Source organism: Microbacterium dauci (assembly GCF_030065535.1).
GTDB classification, from domain to species: domain Bacteria; phylum Actinomycetota; class Actinomycetes; order Actinomycetales; family Microbacteriaceae; genus Microbacterium; species Microbacterium dauci.
In genome coordinates this window covers 509,390-526,183 of the sequence record NZ_JASJND010000006.1, presented here as the reverse complement: position 1 = coordinate 526,183, position 16,794 = coordinate 509,390, and the positions used below count along the sequence as shown (strand labels likewise).

Annotated in this window: 20 protein-coding genes; 4 read left to right on the top strand and 16 right to left on the bottom strand. The window is 69.3% G+C overall.

The annotated features are described in order from the left end of the window. Window positions 1-41: 41 nt before the first annotated feature. From QNI14_RS11395 to infC, 8 genes are all read right to left on the bottom strand, one after another. Window positions 42-986 (bottom strand): amino acid ABC transporter permease, encoded by a 945-nt coding sequence (locus QNI14_RS11395; RefSeq protein WP_283716711.1) that lies wholly within the window; start codon window positions 984-986, stop codon window positions 42-44. Next, the gene (locus QNI14_RS11390; RefSeq protein ID WP_283716710.1) at window positions 983-1,639 is read right to left on the bottom strand and encodes an amino acid ABC transporter permease; all 657 of its coding nucleotides are present in this window, start codon (window positions 1,637-1,639) and stop codon (window positions 983-985) included. The genes QNI14_RS11395 and QNI14_RS11390 overlap by 4 nt, the downstream gene beginning before the upstream one ends. Before the next feature lie 78 nt (window positions 1,640-1,717). Further along, complete coding sequence (locus tag QNI14_RS11385; RefSeq protein WP_283716706.1) at window positions 1,718-2,611, bottom strand: glutamate ABC transporter substrate-binding protein; 894 nt, start codon at window positions 2,609-2,611, stop codon at window positions 1,718-1,720. Window positions 2,612-2,671: 60 nt separating this feature from the next. Beyond that, entirely contained in the window at window positions 2,672-3,466 is a 795-nt protein-coding gene (locus QNI14_RS11380; protein ID WP_283716704.1) for an amino acid ABC transporter ATP-binding protein, read from the bottom strand. 89 nt (window positions 3,467-3,555) lie between these two features. Next, window positions 3,556-4,356: a TrmH family RNA methyltransferase gene (locus QNI14_RS11375; RefSeq protein ID WP_283716702.1), complete on the bottom strand. Its 801-nt coding sequence runs from the start codon at window positions 4,354-4,356 to the stop codon at window positions 3,556-3,558. Between the two features lie 106 nt (window positions 4,357-4,462). Further along, window positions 4,463-4,843: a 50S ribosomal protein L20 gene (gene rplT / locus QNI14_RS11370; RefSeq protein WP_283716701.1), complete on the bottom strand. Its 381-nt coding sequence runs from the start codon at window positions 4,841-4,843 to the stop codon at window positions 4,463-4,465. Window positions 4,844-4,875: 32 nt separating this feature from the next. After that, the gene (gene rpmI / locus QNI14_RS11365; protein WP_184218546.1) at window positions 4,876-5,070 is read right to left on the bottom strand and encodes a 50S ribosomal protein L35; all 195 of its coding nucleotides are present in this window, start codon (window positions 5,068-5,070) and stop codon (window positions 4,876-4,878) included. Between the two features lie 46 nt (window positions 5,071-5,116). Next, window positions 5,117-5,833, bottom strand: coding sequence for a translation initiation factor IF-3 (gene infC / locus QNI14_RS11360; RefSeq protein WP_347177835.1), 717 nt, complete (start codon window positions 5,831-5,833; stop codon window positions 5,117-5,119). A 152-nt stretch (window positions 5,834-5,985) separates the two neighbouring features. On the opposite strand from infC, the gene QNI14_RS11355 reads away from it, so the two are divergent. After that, complete coding sequence (locus QNI14_RS11355) at window positions 5,986-6,384, top strand: DUF1844 domain-containing protein (RefSeq protein WP_283716699.1); 399 nt, start codon at window positions 5,986-5,988, stop codon at window positions 6,382-6,384. A 9-nt stretch (window positions 6,385-6,393) separates the two neighbouring features. Here the strand turns inward: QNI14_RS11355 and QNI14_RS11350 are convergent, their stop codons facing one another. From QNI14_RS11350 to QNI14_RS11325, 6 genes are all read right to left on the bottom strand, one after another. Next, the gene (locus tag QNI14_RS11350) at window positions 6,394-7,182 is read right to left on the bottom strand and encodes an SseB family protein (protein ID WP_283716698.1); all 789 of its coding nucleotides are present in this window, start codon (window positions 7,180-7,182) and stop codon (window positions 6,394-6,396) included. Beyond that, window positions 7,166-7,912 carry a bifunctional 1-(5-phosphoribosyl)-5-((5-phosphoribosylamino)methylideneamino)imidazole-4-carboxamide isomerase/phosphoribosylanthranilate isomerase PriA gene (gene priA / locus QNI14_RS11345; RefSeq protein ID WP_283716697.1) on the bottom strand — a complete coding sequence of 249 codons (747 nt, stop codon included), beginning with the start codon at window positions 7,910-7,912 and terminating at the stop codon, window positions 7,166-7,168. Before priA ends, QNI14_RS11350 begins: the two co-directional genes overlap by 17 nt. A 53-nt stretch (window positions 7,913-7,965) precedes the next feature. Then, window positions 7,966-8,622, bottom strand: a complete 657-nt coding sequence (gene hisH / locus QNI14_RS11340; protein ID WP_283716696.1) for an imidazole glycerol phosphate synthase subunit HisH — start codon at window positions 8,620-8,622, stop codon at window positions 7,966-7,968. Continuing rightward, window positions 8,619-9,230: an imidazoleglycerol-phosphate dehydratase HisB gene (gene hisB / locus QNI14_RS11335; protein WP_283716695.1), complete on the bottom strand. Its 612-nt coding sequence runs from the start codon at window positions 9,228-9,230 to the stop codon at window positions 8,619-8,621. The genes hisH and hisB overlap by 4 nt, the downstream gene beginning before the upstream one ends. Window positions 9,231-9,296: 66 nt before the next feature. Beyond that, window positions 9,297-10,370 (bottom strand): histidinol-phosphate transaminase, encoded by a 1,074-nt coding sequence (locus QNI14_RS11330; RefSeq protein ID WP_283716694.1) that lies wholly within the window; start codon window positions 10,368-10,370, stop codon window positions 9,297-9,299. A 40-nt stretch (window positions 10,371-10,410) separates the two neighbouring features. Then, window positions 10,411-10,773 (bottom strand): LysM peptidoglycan-binding domain-containing protein, encoded by a 363-nt coding sequence (locus QNI14_RS11325; protein ID WP_283716693.1) that lies wholly within the window; start codon window positions 10,771-10,773, stop codon window positions 10,411-10,413. Between the two features lie 270 nt (window positions 10,774-11,043). Between QNI14_RS11325 and lexA the strand changes: the two genes are divergently transcribed. Next, window positions 11,044-11,709 (top strand): transcriptional repressor LexA, encoded by a 666-nt coding sequence (gene lexA / locus QNI14_RS11320; RefSeq protein ID WP_283716692.1) that lies wholly within the window; start codon window positions 11,044-11,046, stop codon window positions 11,707-11,709. Window positions 11,710-11,744: 35 nt separating this feature from the next. Next, complete coding sequence (locus QNI14_RS11315; protein WP_283716690.1) at window positions 11,745-13,640, top strand: prolyl oligopeptidase family serine peptidase; 1,896 nt, start codon at window positions 11,745-11,747, stop codon at window positions 13,638-13,640. Window positions 13,641-13,647: 7 nt separating this feature from the next. On the opposite strand, the gene hflX is transcribed toward QNI14_RS11315, so the two are convergent. After that, window positions 13,648-15,192: a GTPase HflX gene (gene hflX / locus QNI14_RS11310; RefSeq protein WP_430539272.1), complete on the bottom strand. Its 1,545-nt coding sequence runs from the start codon at window positions 15,190-15,192 to the stop codon at window positions 13,648-13,650. A gap of 77 nt (window positions 15,193-15,269) precedes the next feature. Here hflX and QNI14_RS11305 point away from each other — a divergent pair, with 77 nt between their 5' ends. Next, window positions 15,270-15,932 (top strand): class I SAM-dependent methyltransferase, encoded by a 663-nt coding sequence (locus QNI14_RS11305; RefSeq protein WP_283716688.1) that lies wholly within the window; start codon window positions 15,270-15,272, stop codon window positions 15,930-15,932. Here QNI14_RS11305 and dapF read toward each other — a convergent pair. Beyond that, window positions 15,909-16,775: a diaminopimelate epimerase gene (gene dapF / locus QNI14_RS11300; protein ID WP_283716686.1), complete on the bottom strand. Its 867-nt coding sequence runs from the start codon at window positions 16,773-16,775 to the stop codon at window positions 15,909-15,911. The two genes, QNI14_RS11305 and dapF, sit on opposite strands and share 24 nt — an antisense overlap. Window positions 16,776-16,794 lie beyond the last annotated feature (19 nt).

The window sequence follows — 16,794 nt, the reverse complement described above, 5'->3', positions numbered from 1 at the left end:
GAGTCTACCGGCGGGCCGGAGTGCGGCCCGCCGGTGACGCGTCATCGTCCTCGTCGCTGGAACCCGGCGAACCCGCCGCCTTCGTTCCCGGTTGCGCCATCGGTTGCAGTCTGTGCGGCGATCAGCTCGGTGTCGGTCGTTTCGGAGAGCGGCCGCGTCGGCGCGCCGCCACTCACCCGAGGCACACGGTTCATCCGCTTCTCGACGAGTCGCGCGATGCCCGAGAGCGCCAGGCAGAGGGCGATGTAGATCGCACCGGCGACGATGGTTGCCTGGACGATGGGACGCTCGAGGCCGTTCTGCGCGCCGAGGAACTTCGCGTAGAAGAGCAGCTCCTCGTACGTGATGATGAACCCGAGCGCCGTGTCCTTCAGCGTCACGACGAGCTGAGCCAGGATCACGGGCATCATCGCGCGGATCGCCTGCGGCAGCAGGATGAGCCGCATCACGCCCGACTTGCGGAGGCCGATCGCGTACCCGGCCTCCTTCTGACCGCGGGGCAACGATTCGACACCCGCACGGATGACCTCCGCGAGCACCGAACCGTTGTAGGCGACGAGGGCGATCACGACGACCCAATAGCCCTCCATCCGGATGCCGATCACGGGAAGGCCGTAGTAGAGGAGGAACATCATCACGAGCACGGGCACCGCACGCATGAACTCGATCACGACAGTGAACGGCCAACGGATCCAGGCGTGCTCCGACAACCGGCCGATCGCGAGGACGAAGCCGAGCGCGAGCGCACCGACCGCGGCCAGCGCGAAGGCGGCGAGCGTGCGTCCTGCGGCGAGCGCGAACTGCTCCCAGATACGCGTGTACGTGAAGGCGTTCCACTTCTCCGCGGAGAATTGCCCGGTGACGGCGAGTCGCCAGACGAGGAACGCGGCGATCGCGACGACCACGAGGACGGTGATCACGCCGATGATGCGGTTCCGCAGGATCGCGCGCGGGCCCGGGACGTCGTAGAGGACACTGCTGCTCATCGCGCCACCCTCCATCGGTTCTCGAGTGATCGCTGAGCCCACGAGAGCAGCAGGACCAATGCGACGAAGATCACCATCACCCACAGGATGACCACCAGCTGGTTCTCCCCCCGCTCGCTCAACCAGTCACGCGCCGAACCGAGGTTCATGACGGAGAACCCGGCGGCGACGGTCGTGTTCTTGAGGAGGGCGATGAACACGCTCATCATCGGCGGGATGACGGAACGGAACGCCTGCGGCAACACGACGAGGGACATGACCTGACCGAACGTCAGACCGAGGGCACGCGCCGCTTCCGCCTGGCCCACGGGCACCGTGTTGATGCCGGAACGGATCGTCTCGGCGACATAGGTGGCTGTGTAGATGCCGAGAGCGGCCACGGCGAAGACGACCTGCACCCCGCCGCTCGCACGGACGTCCAGTAGCGGCGGGAGGGTGAACGCGAAACCGAAGAACACGAGCGTGAGCGGCGTGTTCCGGATCGTGTTGACGTAGAAGGTGCCGACGCCACGCGCGATGGGGACCGGCGACACCCGCATGGCGCCGACGATGATGCCGAGGATGAGAGCGACCAGCCCGCCTCCGAAGAAGAGCGTGAGCGTCCCGAGCAGCGCCTCGCCCCAGAAGTCGAGGTTGTTGGTGATGACGCCCATGCGGTCCTTTCGAACGTCGTCGGAGTGGTGGTCGGGTCGCCCCGGAACGGCGCTCGCGCGCCGTTCCGGGGCGAGAGGTCAGTCGACCTCGGGCTGCGTCGCCTCGACGCCCGACGGCTCGAGGTACTCCTCGAACAGCGCGGTCCACACGTCGCCACCATCGGTGAAGAGGGTGTTGATGTGGTCCTTCAGGACGGTGTCGCCGTCGGCGATTCCGACGCCGTAGCGCTCTTCGCTGAAGGGGCTGCCGGTGAGCTTCAGGTTGTCGGGGTCCTCGGCCACGTAGCCGGCGAGGATGGCCTCGTCGGTCGTGATCGCGTCGACCTGACCCGACAGGAGCTGCTCGACGCACTCCGAATAGGTCTGGCGCTCGGTCACTTCGCCGTTGTACTCGTCACGGATGCGCTGCAGCGGCGTGGAGCCGGTGACAGAGCAGGTGACCTTGTCGGCGAGGTCCTCGGGACCGCTGATCGAGTCGTCATCGGCCGCGACGAGCAGGCCCTGACCGGTGATGAAGTACGGCCCGGCGAAGTCGATGACCTCGTCGCGCGCGTCCGTCATCGAGTAGGTCCCGACGTAGTAGTCGATGTTGCCGTTCACGAGCTCCTGCTCGCGGTTGGCCGAAGGGATGGTCTCGAACGTGATCTGCTCCTCGTCGAAGCCGAGGGACGCCGCGATCCACCGCGCGATCTCGATGTCGAAGCCGCTGCGCTCACCCGACACAGCGTCTTCGTATCCGAGGCCGGGCTGGTCGCTCTTCACACCGATGACGATCTCGTCCGCCTCCGAGGCGCGATCGAACGTCGGGCTGCCCTCGAGCGAGACATCCGTCGCGACCTCCCAGAGTGCGTCGCCGCCGTCTGCGTCCCCGTCGCCGCCCGGGCTGGTCGGGCTTCCGCTGTTGCAACCTGCGAGCGCGAGCGCTGCGATCGCGATACCGGCGAATGTGCCGGCCACTCGTGTCATACGCATGTGATCCTCCTGGTGTCGTATCTGTCTTCGTTCGCCGCGCCGGTGCAGGCGCGGACGTTCTCAATGGGTGATGAGCTTGGAGAGGAAGTCCTTGGCCCGGTCGCTCCGCGGGTTCGTGAAGAACTCCTGCGGCGTTGCCGCCTCGACGATCTGCCCGTCTGCCATGAACACGACGCGGTCTGCGGCCTTCCGGGCGAAGCCCATCTCGTGGGTGACGACGATCATCGTCATGCCCTCCTGCGCGAGGCCGACCATGACGTCGAGCACCTCGTTGATCATCTCCGGGTCGAGCGCACTCGTGGGCTCGTCGAAGAGCATGACCTTCGGCTTCATCGCGAGTGCGCGGGCGATCGCGACGCGCTGCTGCTGGCCACCGGAGAGCTGCGCCGGGAGCTTCGCGGCCTGGTGGCCCACGCCGACTCGGTCGAGCAGCTCCTTCGCCTGCTTCTCGGCATCCGCCTTCTTCACGCCCTTGACCTTGATGGGACCGAGCGTGACGTTCTCGAGGATCGTCAGGTGCGAGAACAGATTGAAGGACTGGAAGACCATGCCGACGTCGGCGCGAAGGTCGGCGAGCGCTTTGCCCTCCTTCGGCAGCTCCGCCCCGTCGATCGTGATCGAGCCACTCGTGATCGTCTCGAGGCGGTTGATCGTGCGGCACAGGGTCGACTTGCCCGAGCCCGACGGACCCACCACGACGACGACCTCGCCGCGATTCACCGTGAGGTCGATGTCGGTGAGCGCCTGGAAGTCGCCGTAGTGCTTCTGCACGTTCGAGATGACGACGAGCGGTTCGCCACGGCGGACGTCGATGTTCGACGTCCGCGGCGCGGGGTCGGCAGCAGGAGTGGTCATAAATCGCAACCCTATGCCGAGGGAGGCATCCACACCGACCTCTTGACGCGGGGTTTACCGATCCGTAACGAACGGCCCGGGCGTGTCGGTCAGCGGCTCGCCCGCTGCGCGAACGCCGACTCGTACAGGCACACGCTCGCTGCGGTCGCGAGATTGAGCGACTCCGCGCGGCCGTAGATCGGCAACCGCAGCGACAGATCGACGAGGGCTACTGCCTCGGGCTCGAGCCCCCGAGCCTCGTTGCCGAACACCCAGGCGGTCGGCTCCGCGAGCGTCTCGCGGTGCGCGAGGAAGTCCTCCCCACCGACGTCGGCGGCGACCACCCGGAGTCCTGCACGCCGTGCCCGCTCGACGGTCTCGGCGAGGTCGGCACCGACGGCGACGGGAAGGTGGAACAGCGATCCGGTCGTCGCCCGCACGACCTTCGGGTTGTAGGGGTCGACGGTGCGGCCGGTCAGGACCACGGCATCCGCCCCGACAGCATCCGCTGCACGGATGATGGTGCCCAGATTGCCGGGGTCGCGCACCTCTTCGCAGATCACGATGAGTTTCGGGTCACCCTCGAAGACGTCACGCAACGCGGTCGGCGCCTGGCGCGCGACAGCGACGATCCCCTGCGGCGTGACGGTGTCCGCCATCGCGTCGAGAACGGCCTCGCTCGCGAACTGCGCCTCGATGCCCGCGGCATCGGCGATGCCTCGGATGTCCTGGTGCTTGTCCCACGCGCTCGGCGTCGCGTACAGCTCGACCAACGTGTCGGGCCGATACGACAGCGCCTCGCGCGCCGCCTGCGGGCCCTCGAGGAGGTAGAGCCCAGTCTCCTGCCGGGCGCTGCGCTTGGTCAGCTTCGCGACGGCGCGCACACGGGGCGACCGGGGGTTCTCGAGCACGTTCTCAGTGTAGAGCCGCTCCCCGGGCGCCCACGGAACCGGAGAGCGGAAACACGCGAACGGGCGCCCTCCGGAGAGGACGCCCGTTCGTGATGCGTGGGTGCGATCAGGCCTTGGGTGCGTTCACGTCGGCCGGCAGCGCAGCCTTCGCCGTCGCGACCAGCGACGCGAAGACCGTGGGCTCGTTGACCGCGAGCTCGGCGAGCATACGGCGGTCGACCTGGACTCCGGCAAGGCCGAGGCCCTGGATGAAGCGGTTGTACGTGACACCGTTCTGGCGTGCAGCGGCGTTGATGCGCTGGATCCAGAGGCGACGGAAGTCACCCTTGCGCTTGCGACGGTCACGGTACGCGTAGACGAGCGAGTGAGTGACCTGCTCCTTCGCCTTGCGGTACAGGCGCGAACGCTGTCCGCGGTAACCGGAGGCGCGCTCGAGGATGACGCGACGCTTCTTGTGGGCGTTGACAGCCCGCTTGACTCTAGCCATTTCTTCTACTTCCTAGTTCTGCGCGTGGGCGCTCAGAGGCCGAGCAGCTTCTTGGCGACCTTGGCGTCGCCCTTGGCCAGGACCTGCTCCTGGTCGAGGCGGCGCGTGCGGCGGGTCGACTTGCCCTCGAGGTTGTGACGGAGGTTGGCCTGCTGCTTCATCAGCTTGCCGCTTCCGGTGACCTTGAAGCGCTTCTTGGCACCCGAGTGGGTCTTCTGCTTCGGCATATCTCTTCCTTCGTTGTGTTTCCCGCCTGGGCGGGAGTCTCTGGCGCTACTCCGCCGACGCGGGAGCGGTGGTCTCTTCGGCCTGACCGCTGCGCGCCTCGCGCGCAGCCTGCTTCGTCGCCGCACGGACGGCGTTCTGCTCGGTCTTGACCTCGGACTTGTTCTTGTGCGGCGCGACGACCATCACCATGTTGCGTCCGTCGATCGTGGGGTTGGACTCCACGGTCCCGAACTCGGCGACGTCTTCGGCGAACTTGCGGAGCAGGCGCACACCCTGCTCGGGCCGCGACTGCTCGCGGCCGCGGAAGAGGATCATCGCCTTGACCTTGTCGCCCGCCTGGAGGAAGCCCTCCGCGCGCTTGAGCTTGGTCGTGTAGTCGTGAGCCTCGATCTTCAGGCGGAACCGGACCTCCTTGAGGACGGTGTTCGCCTGATTGCGCCGCGCTTCCTTGGCCTTCTGCGCGGCTTCGTACTTGAACTTGCCGTAGTCCATGATCTTGACCACGGGGGGCTTCGAGTTCGGTGCCACCTCGACGAGATCGAGGTCGGCCTCCTGGGCCAGGCGCAGCGCCACCTCGATGCGGACGACGCCGACCTGCTCTCCGTTGGGTCCTACGAGGCGGACCTCGGGGACACGGATGCGGTCGTTGGTGCGGGGATCGCTGATGCGGAACTCCTCTTCGTGCGGGTGATGACCACCGGCTCCACATGGGGTGTCGCCGGGCGGAAGATCGTCACGTCCACCCGCACGATGCGCGCGCATCGGCATACAGTGCTGCACCCTGGACTACCTCGCGGAGGAGGCGGAGTGCGTGACCCGGTAGCCTGGAACGGCAAGCGCGGGTGGGATGTGATCCTCTTTCGACACGGAGTGAATCACTCCGGTGCCCGCAGAAGTCTAGCAGAGAGCAGCACGTGAGCACGAGCACCGCCCAACCCAGCGATCACGACCCCGAACGCCTCGCGCGCTGGGAGGAGCAGGAACGGGTCTCGCAGGCCGCGACCCGAGACATCGCGGACGTCCCCGCGGTCGAGGTCATCACCACCACCTCGGTGCACCTCATGAGCGCGGCGGCCGTGAAGCTCGGGCTCGCAGACGACCCCGACTCGCAGAAGGACCTCGACGAGGCCCGCAAGCTCATCAACGCCCTTGCCGGCTTGATCACTGCGGCCGCTCCCGAGGTCAGCGACATGCACGCGCGGTCGCTCCGTGACGGGCTGCGCACCCTGCAGCTCGCGTTCCGCGAGGCATCGACGATCCAGGATCCGATCGGCAAAGGCCCCGGCGAGAAGTGGACCGGCCCGGTCACCTGACCGTCGGCGTCAGCCGCGCAGGAGCTTGACCGTCAGCGAGTCCACGAGGACCGCGACGCGATCGTCCGCCGCCCACCGCGCGGCGAGGCGCTGCAGGATCGCGTCGAGCGCCGCCTGATCGAGGCCCTCGACGAGGTGCAGCCGGACGACCAGCTCGGGACCCCGCAGCCGCGACCGTGGATCGCCGGACTCGACCGACAGGTCGAGGACGCCGAGCTCGGTGCCGATCGATGCCTGGAGCCCGGCGAAGACTTCCGGCGACACGTGCGCCGGTTCCCACGACTGTCCCTGCCCGATCGCCCAGACCGCCGGGCGGCGGATGACGAACTCCGTCTCGCTCGCCGGGTCGATGACGATCAGCTCGGTGTCGTCCGCGACGGCCGACAGTGCGGTGCGGACGCCATCGGCGGGCACCGGTCGCGCGGCGGCATCCCACCGTTGCATCGCCTGTACCGACGTGAACACCGGCAGCACGCGACGACCGTCGGGGGCCGCGACCGTCACGATCGACAGCTCCTGCGTCTTGTCGACGGTCAAGCCGGTCGGCCCGACGCCCTCCTCGCCCTTCTCGGCGACGAGCGGGATGAGGAGCCTCGCGTTGCGGTACGCATCGATGACGGATGCTGCGCTCCCAGATCCGTCATGGAACGAGGTCAGTGCGGCGAGTAGCGCGGGATCAGCGCTGCCGTCATCGCCGGCGTGCGGGTTCGACTGGAAGCTGCGCCCCTCCCACGGCACCCCGGCCGAGTCGGCGGAGTTGTCGTGGCAGGCGTCGCCGTGGTCAGTGTCCGGCGACATCCAACGCCTCGGCGAGCGTGAACGCACCAGCGTAGAGCGCCTTGCCGACGATCGCGCCCTCGACGCCGAGCGGCACGAGCGAACGCAGCGCGGCGATGTCGTCGAGGCTCGAGATCCCGCCCGAGGCGACAACGGGCTTGTCGGTGCGGGTGGCGACCTCGCGCAGCAGCTCGAGGTTCGGGCCCTTCAGTGTGCCGTCCTTCGTGACGTCGGTGAGGACGTACCGGCTGCAGCCCGCGTCCTCGAGGCGGTCGAGCACCTCCCACAGGTCGCCGCCGTCGCGGGTCCAACCGCGCGCGGCGAGTGTCGTACCGCGGACGTCGAGACCGACCGCGATCGCCTCGCCGTAGCGGGAAATGACGTCGGCTGCCCACTCCGGGTTTTCGAGCGCGGCGGTGCCCAGGTTGATACGGGCTGCGCCGCTGTCGAGCGCTGCCTCGAGCGTGGCGTCGTCGCGGATGCCGCCCGAGAGCTCGACCTGCACGCCGCGCATCTGCTTGATGACCTTGCGGAGCAGCGGCGCGTTCGTGCCGCGACCGAAGGCCGCGTCGAGGTCGACGAGGTGGATCCAGTCGGCGCCCTGCTTCGCCCACTCCATCGCGGCGTCCACGGGGTCGCCGTAGTTGGTCTCGGTGCCCGCCTCACCCTGGGTCAACCGGACGGCCTTGCCGTCGGCGACATCCACAGCGGGGAGGAGGATCAGTTCGGGCGTTGCAGCGAAATCGTTCATGGCTCCGGGTGGGACGGTGTGCGCGCCGGGCGCACGCACAGTGGGCAAGCGTACTAGGCGGTCGGGAGCGACCCGATCCAGTTCCCGAGCAGACGGATGCCGGCGGCGCCGGACTTCTCGGGGTGGAATTGGGTCGCGGTGAGCGGGCCGTTCTCGACGGCAGCGAGGAACGGGGCACCGTAGTCGCACCAGGTGACGATCGGCTCGCGGAACGGCTTGATGACGTCGAGCGTCCACGACTGCGCGCCATATGAGTGCACGAAGTAGAACCGCTCGCCCTCGATGCCGTCGAACAGCACCGATCCGCTGCCGGCGCGGACCGTGTTCCAGCCCATGTGCGGGAGGACGGGTGCGTCGAGCTCGGTGACGACACCCGGCCACTCCCCCAGACCTTCGGTGTCGACGCCGCGCTCGACACCGCGCTCGAACATCACCTGCATACCGACGCAGATCCCCATGACCGGGCGGCCACCCGCGAGGCGGCGTTCGATCAGCTCATCACCGCGACTCTCGCGGAGTGCGGACATCACCGCGGAGAACGCGCCGACACCGGGAACGAGCAGGCCGGCAGCATCTGCGATCAGGCCGCGATCCTTCGTCAGGCGCGCGTCGGCGCCGGCTTCGATGAGCGCCTTGACGGCGGAGTGGACGTTGCCCGACCCGTAGTCCAGGACCGCGACGAGCGGACGCTCGGTGGCGGCATCCGTCACAGGGCGCCCTTGGTGCTGGGGATCCCCTGCACGAGGGGGTCGAGCGCCTTCGCCTGACGGAACGCACGCGCGAACGCCTTGTACTCGGCCTCGGCGATGTGGTGCGGGTCGCGGCCGCCGAGAACCGTCACGTGCACGGTGAGGCCGGCGTGGAACGCGATCGCCTCGAACGTGTGCCGCACGAGCGCGCCGGTGAAGTGGCCCCCGATGAGGTGGAACTCGTAGCCCTCCGGCTCGCCGGAGTGGACGAGGTAAGGACGGCCACTGATGTCGACGACCGCCTGTGCAAGCGCCTCGTCGAGCGGGACGAGCGCGTCGCCGTAGCGGGAGATGCCCGACTTGTCGCCGAGCGCTTCGCGGATCGCCTGCCCGAGCACGATCGCGGTGTCTTCGACGGTGTGGTGCGCATCGATGTGCGTGTCGCCGGTCGCGGTCACCGTGAGGTCGATGAGGGAGTGCTTCGCGAAGGCGGTGAGCAGGTGGTCGAAGAACGGCACCGTCGTGTCGATGCGGCTCTGGCCGGTGCCGTCGAGGTTCAGTTCGAGCTCGATGGTCGACTCGCTCGTCGCGCGACGGACCGAAGCCGTGCGGGATGCCGGGGTGCTCATACCCGCGAGTCTATCGAGGTCACACTGACTCGCCCGTGCCGTATGACGCTGGACGCCGGCGAGCGGTCAGAGACTGGCAAGCGCCTCGAGGAACGCGGTCGACTCCTGCTCACTGCCCGCGGTGACGCGAAGGGTGTGCGGCAGACCGACGTCGCGGATCAGGACGCCCTGGTCGTAGAGCCCCTGCCACGTCGCCTTCGGGTCGTCGACACCGCCGAACAAGACGAAGTTCGACCAGCTCTCGTAGGGCGTGTAGCCGAGCGCCGAGAGGGTCGCCGAGATTCGGTCGCGCTGCGCGACGATGTCGTCCACCATCGACAGCATCACCGGCGCGTGCCGAAGCGCCGCGATCGCGGCGGCCTGCGTCAGTGCACTCAGGTGGTACGGCAGACGCACGAGTCGGAGCGCATCGATCAGCGCGGGGTCGGCCGCGAGGTACCCGACCCGGGCGCCGGCGAACGCGAAGGCCTTGCTCATGGTGCGTGAGACGACGAGGCGCTCCCGACCGTGAAGCAGCGTGAGCGCCGAGGGCTCGTCACGCGGGGCGAACTCGCCGTACGCCTCGTCGACGATGACGATGCCGTGGGACGCGTCGTAGACGGCCTCGATCACGTCGAGCGACAGCGGCGTGCCGGTCGGATTGTTCGGCGAGCAGAGGAACACCACGTCGGGCTGCGCGGCATCGATCTGCTCGGCGGCGTCGGCCGCCGTGAGCGAGAAGTCATCGCCTCGCATCCCACCGATGTAGCGGGCGCCCGTCGCACTCGTGAGGAGCGGGTACATGGAGTAGGTGGGATCGAAGCCGAACGCGGTACGACCCGGGCCCGCGAACGCCTGCAGGATGTGCTGCAGCACCTCGTTCGACCCGTTCGCCGCCCAGATCTGATCGGGCTGCAGTCCGTGACCGAGATAGTCGGCGAACCCCTCCCGCAGTGCGGTGAACTCCCGGTCCGGGTACCGGTTGATGTCGCGGAGCGCGTGCGCGATGCCGTCGAGGATGTCGTCGGCGACCTCTTCGGGCACCGGGTGGGTGTTCTCGTTGACGTTCAGCGCGACCGGAAGCGGTGCCTGCGGGGCCCCGTACGGGGTCTTGCCACGCAGATCGTCGCGGATGGGGAGGTCGTCGAGACTCGCACTCACCCCGCCATCGTAGGGCGTCCGAGGAGAGTGATGACGCGCGTCACTGTCCGTTCGCGACGGTGAACTCAGCCGGGATCGCCAGCGACTGACCCGCATCGAGGACCGGCGAGGAGAGCGCGTTGAGGGTCATGATGCCGTCCACGACATCGCGAGGGTCGTGCGCAGGAGCGACGGCCTCGGCGATCGACCAGAGCGAATCGCCGGGGAGCACGGTCACGGTCTCGAACGAGTCTGCCGGTGCACCGAGCTCGCCACTGGCGAGCGCGCCACCGCTCGAGACGATCGCGATCGCGAGCGCCACGACCGCCGGCATCGCCGCGATCGCGGCGAGGACACGACGACCGCGCACCGTGAGACGCAGTCGCGTCGTCGGACGGATGTCGGTGATGGTGATCGTGCTCATGGGTTCCTCCTCGGGTGGCCCCGTCAGGTGAGACCTTCGCACCCGCCCGTCGGCCGGGACGGGCGGGATGCGAAGTTCTCTTCCGAATCTATCTTCGAAGTTTGTACGATGTCAAGGGATCCGATATCGGAGATCGATCGAAGACGACACGCGGTCGGCTACCGGTCGAACGCTCCGCTTCCGGATACCGTTTCGATGACGACAGCCCATCACCGACCTCCGACATTCGAAGGCGAGTGCACCTGCAGGGGCGGCGAGGAGAGGGACGACATGAGCGAGAAGCCGCAGACCAGACGGCGAAAGAACCTCAGCGACAAGCAGCTCGCGATCCTCGAGGTGATCCAGCGGTCGATCGCGCGGCACGGCTATCCGCCGAGCATGCGCGAGATCGGCGACGCGGTCGGGCTCAAGTCCCTCTCGAGCGTCACCCACCAGCTGAACCAGCTCGAGCTCAGCGGGTACCTGCGTCGCGACCCCGGTAAGACGCGCGCGATGGAGGTGCTGATCGACCTCCCGGGCGCGGCCGGCGAGAACCCCGCCGACACCGCACCGGCGGTGGGCGATGCGGCGATGGTCCCCCTCGTCGGCCGGATCGCCGCGGGTGTGCCGATCACTGCCGACCAGCAGGTCGAGGAGATCTTCCCGCTTCCCCGCCAGCTCGTGGGCAAGGGCGAGCTCTTCATGCTGAACGTGTCGGGTGATTCGATGATCGACGCGGCGATCTGCGACGGTGACTGGGTCGTCGTCCGGGCGCAGGCGACGGCGGAGAACGGTGACATCGTCGCAGCGATGCTCGACGGCGAGGCGACGGTGAAGACGTTCCGCCAGCGCGACGGCCATACGTGGCTCCTCCCCCGCAACTCCGCGTTCGAACCGATCCTCGGCGACGACGCCGTCGTGCTCGGGAGGGTCGTCGCCGTCCTGCGCGCCGTCTGACAGCGCTGGTCGGGCCGGCGCGTAGCGTGGAGGTCATGACCACGATCGCCCCGTACGGTTCCTGGACCTCGCCGCTGTCGGCGGCCGACGCCTCAGCGGCATCCGCCCGTTTCGACGGCGCCCGCTTCGTGGGCGACGAGATCTGGTGGGGCGAGTCGGTGCCGAGCGAGGGCGGCCGCACCTCGGTGCGGCGCCAGGGCGTCGGCGGCGTCGAGGATCTGCTCCGGGCCCCGTGGGACGCACGGTCGCGCGTGCACGAGTACGGCGGCGGCGCGTGGACCGCGTCCGCCGATGGACGGCTGTTCTTCGTCGAGAAGCGCGACCAGCGGGTCTGGAGTGTCAGGCCCGGCGCCGAGCCGGTCCCGCTGACACCGATCGACAGTGCGGCACGGCACGGCGGACTTCGCTGGCAGGCAGGCACGCTGCTCGCAATCCGCGAGGTGCACGACGGCGGCGCCGTGCCGCGTCGATCGATCGTGACGATCCCGCTCGACGGCGGGACACCCGTCGAGGTCGTCGCCGGTTCGGACTTCCTCGCGCAGCCCGCGCTCTCCCCCGACGGCTCGATGCTCGCGTGGGTCGCATGGGACCACCCCGACATGCCCTGGGACCGCACCGAGCTGCGCGTCGGCGCGCTCGTCGACGGCCGTGTCCCCGAGTGGCGCGTGGTCGGCCACGTCGACACGGCGACGCTCCAGCCCGAGTGGACGGCAGACGGTGAACTCGCGTTCATCGACGAGCCGTCCGGGCGCTGGAACCTGTGGCGTACGGATGCCGCGGCATCCGCCCCGCCCCTGTCGATCGCGCCCGTCGACGCCGACACCGGCGGCGGACTGTGGGTACTCGGCGTGCGGTGGTACGCACCGCTCGCGAGCGGCGGCTTCGTCGCGGTGCGCACCAACGGCTCGGACGAGGTCGTGCGCCTCGCCTCCGACGGCTCGGCCACGTCGGCAGGACTGCCCGTGCGGTCACGGGCCGTGATCGAAGACGTCGCCGGCGACCGCGTGCTCGTGTCGGGCGCGGCGCCCGGCGTCACGGGCCTCTGGCTGCTCGAGCCCGGCGCCGAGCCCCTACTTGTCCGAGGCAGCGTGTCGAGCCTCGGGCCGGCATGGACGCCGACGGTGCGCGAGCTGACGGTCGCAGGACGTCACGGCGACGTCCACGCGTACGACCACCCGCCGACCAACCCCGACTTCGCCGCGCCCGACGGCGAGCTGCCGCCCTACGTGGTCTTCGTCCACGGCGGACCGACGGCGCACGTCGGCGGGGTCGCCGACAGCAAGATCACCTTCTTCACGAGCCGCGGCATCGGTGTGCTCGACGTCAACTACGGCGGCTCGACCGGCTACGGCCGCGCGTACCGCGATCGCCTGCGCGGCCAGTGGGGCGTCGTGGACGTCGACGACGTGGCATCCGCTGCCGCAGGACTCGCCGCCGAGGGCCGAGCGGATGCCGCGCGCATCGCGATCGAAGGCGGGTCGGCCGGCGGCTGGACGGTCCTGGCCGCACTCGTCGGCACCGACGTGTTCGGCGCCGGGATCTCGCGCTACGGCGTCGGCGACGCCCGCACGCTCGCGACCGACACGCACGACTTCGAAGCGCGATACCTCGACGGGCTCATCGGGCCGCTGCCGGCATCCGAGGCGCTGTACCTCGAGCGCTCACCGCTCGGACGCACCGAGGGGTTCCGCGTCCCCGTCCTGCTGCTGCAGGGTGCCGAGGACGAGGTGGTCCCACCGTCGCAGGCCGAAGCGATCCGCGACGCACTCGCCTCGCGCGGCATCCCGCACGCCTACGTCCTCTACGAGGGCGAGGGGCACGGATTCCGGCGGGCCGAGACGATCGTGCACTCCCTCGAGTCGGAGGTCGCGTTCCTCGGTCAGGTGTTCGGGTTCGAGACCCCGGGCCTCGTGGCGGTGGCGCTGGACTGACGTCCGCTCAGACCGCGTAGGGCGCGAGCTCTGCGGCGAGGCGCTCCGAGACGTGCGCGTGCACCGCGGTACCGCCAGCCTCGTGCGTCGTCGACACGATGTGCCCCGACTCGTGCACCGCATTGACGAGGTCGCCGCGGTCGTACGGGACGAGCGCGTGCACCTCGACGGCAGGCAGCGGAAGCGCCGCCTCGACGGCCGCCCGGAGCTCCGCGATCCCTTCACCGGTGCGCGACGAGACGAAATGCGCCTTCGGCTCGAGCCCACGGAGGACGAGTCGCGTGTCGGGATCGACGAGGTCGGCCTTGTTGAAGACGACGATCTCGTTCGTCGAGCGTGCCCCCACGTCGCCCATCACGTCGCGGACTGTCGCGAGCTGCGCCGCGGGATCCGGGTGGCTGCCGTCGACGACGTGCACGATGACGTCGGCGTCGCCGACCTCCTCGAGCGTCGAGCGGAACGCCTCGACGAGCTGGTGCGGCAGGTTCCGCACGAACCCGACCGTGTCGGTGAGGGTGAACACGCGGCCGTCGGCGGCCTCGGTGCGTCGCACCGTGGCATCCAGCGTCGCGAACAGCGCGTTCTCGACGAGCACGCCCGCGCTCGTGAGCCGGTTCAGCAGACTCGACTTGCCGGCGTTCGTGTACCCGGCGATCGCGACCGACGGGATCGTGTTGCGCTTGCGTTCGGCGCGCTTGGCCTCACGGGCAGGCGCGAAGTCGCGGATCTGCCGACGCAGCAACGCCATCTTGGTGCGGATGCGGCGGCGATCGAGCTCGATCTTCGTCTCACCAGGACCACGGGAGCCCATACCGGCACCACCCGCGCCGACCTGGCCACCGGCCTGGCGGCTCATCGAGTCACCCCAACCGCGAAGGCGTGGGAGGAGGTACTCGAGCTGAGCGAGTTCGACCTGCGCCTTGCCCTCGCGGCTCTTGGCGTGCTGACTGAAGATGTCGAGGATCACGGTGGTGCGATCGATCACCTTCACCTTCACGACGTCTTCGAGCGCACGGCGCTGGCTGGGTGCGAGCTCGGTGTCAGCGATGACCGTGTCGGCGCCGACCGCGACGACGAGGTCGCGGAGCTCCGCGGCCTTACCGCGGCCGATGTAGGTCGCCGGGTCGGGGGTCGGGCGACGCTGCAGGACGCCGTCGAGGACGACGGCGCCCGCGGTTTCGGCGAGCGCGGCGAGCTCGCGCAGCGAGTTCTCGGCGTCCTCGTGCGAACCCTGCGGATAGACGCCCGCCAGCACGACGTTCTCGAGCCGGAGTTGCCGGTACTCGACCTCGGTGACGTCCTCGAGCTCGGTGGAGAGCCCGGGGACGCGACGGAGCGCGGCGCGCTCCTCACGATCCCACTGGTCGCCGTCCGTGTCGCTGTACCCCACCGTCGCGGCATCCTGCAGTGCCTGCGCACCGCCGCCTGCCCCGAAGACACTCGCGCCCGTCCGCGCTTCGGCGCGCGCGAGCACGCGATCGATCGGGTCGGTCGATGGCATCGCCGGACCCTCCCGCTCGTCCGCCGTGGAGGGGGTGTGGGTGTCTGTCATCTTCGCCTTTCGAGGCCTCTGGCCATCCGTGAACTCTAGCCTCCCGCGTGTCGCGTCGCCTCCGCTACGCTCGACGCATGGGGAGCGAGCATTACTTCAGCGCGTCGCCCGCCAGTCCAGAGCATCTCCGTCGCATCCGAGTGACCCTCGCCGGTCGTGACGTCGAGGTCACGACCGCCGGCGGGGTCTTCAGTCCCGACCATGTCGACGGCGGGACCGCCGTGCTGTTTTCGAACACGCCGCCGCCGCCCCCGGGCGGGCATCTGCTCGACCTCGGCTGCGGCTGGGGACCGATCGCGCTGAGCCTCGCGCTCGATGCACCGCGGGCGACCGTCTGGGCCGTTGACGTCAACGAGCGTGCGCTCGACCTCGTGCGCCGGAACGCCGCCGAGCTGGGGCTCGACAATGTCAACGCTGTCCTGCCCCAGGATGTTCCCGACGACATCGCCTTCCGCACGATCCGCTCGAACCCGCCGATCCGGGTCGGCAAGAACGTCCTGCACGACATGCTCGAGACCTGGATCCCGCGGCTCGCGGAGCGGAGCGACGCGTGGCTCGTCGTGCAGCGCAATCTCGGCTCGGATTCGCTGCAGCGCTGGCTGGCGGCATCCCTCGATCGCGACTACACGGTGTCACGCGCGGCGACCGGCCGCGGCTTCCGTGTACTCAAGGTGCGTCGGCACGGATCGCCCCCCACCGGCGCGATCGAGCTGCCGTCAGGCGAGGGCGATCTGGCCTGAGAAAACGAGCGACGCAGGCCCCGAGAGGAGCACGTGCTCGCCGTCGTCGTGCCGCACGACGCGCACGCCGAGACGACCGCCGGGAACATCGACCGTCCAGCGATCGGGCGCGGACGCGCCTGCCCAATGCCGGACGGCGAGCGCGGATGCCGCAACGCCGGTGCCGCACGAGAGCGTCTCGCCGACGCCGCGTTCGAACACGCGCATGCGGATCGACCCGACGCCGTCCTGGACGAGCGGCTCTGCGGGCACCACGAATTCGACGTTCGCACCGGCGGGCGGCGCGGGGTCGAGGTGCGGCTGCACCGTGAGGTCGAGTTGCGTCAGCTCGTCGACGCTCGGGAGCGCCACGACGATGTGCGGGTTCCCGACGTCGATGCCGAGTCCGGGGCGTGCGACGGGCAGCCCGCGTCCGCGAACGAGCACTTCGGACTCATCGGGACGCCAGACGCCCAGGTCGACCTCGAAGCCGTTGTCGGAAAGCGTCACGGCCTTCGTGCCGGCTCGAGTGCCGATCAGGAGCGTCTCCCCCGGCGCGAGCGTCGCAAGACCGGCGCTCAGCAGATACTTCACGAACACGCGGACACCGTTGCCGCACATCTCCGCAGCTGAGCCGTCGGCATTGCGGTAGTCCATGAACCACTCGGCATCCAGCGTCTGCGCGCCGACATCGATCGCGCTGGAGCGAACGACGCGCAGCAGGCCGTCACCGCCGATGCCGAAGCGGCGGTCGGTGAGCGCGGCGATCTGCTCGCCGGTGAGGTCGGCGGCGCCGTCGGGATCGGCGACGATCACGAAGTCGTTGCCGGTGCCGTGCCCCTTGGTGAAGTCGATCGTCGCCACCGTTCGATCCTAGAGCGCC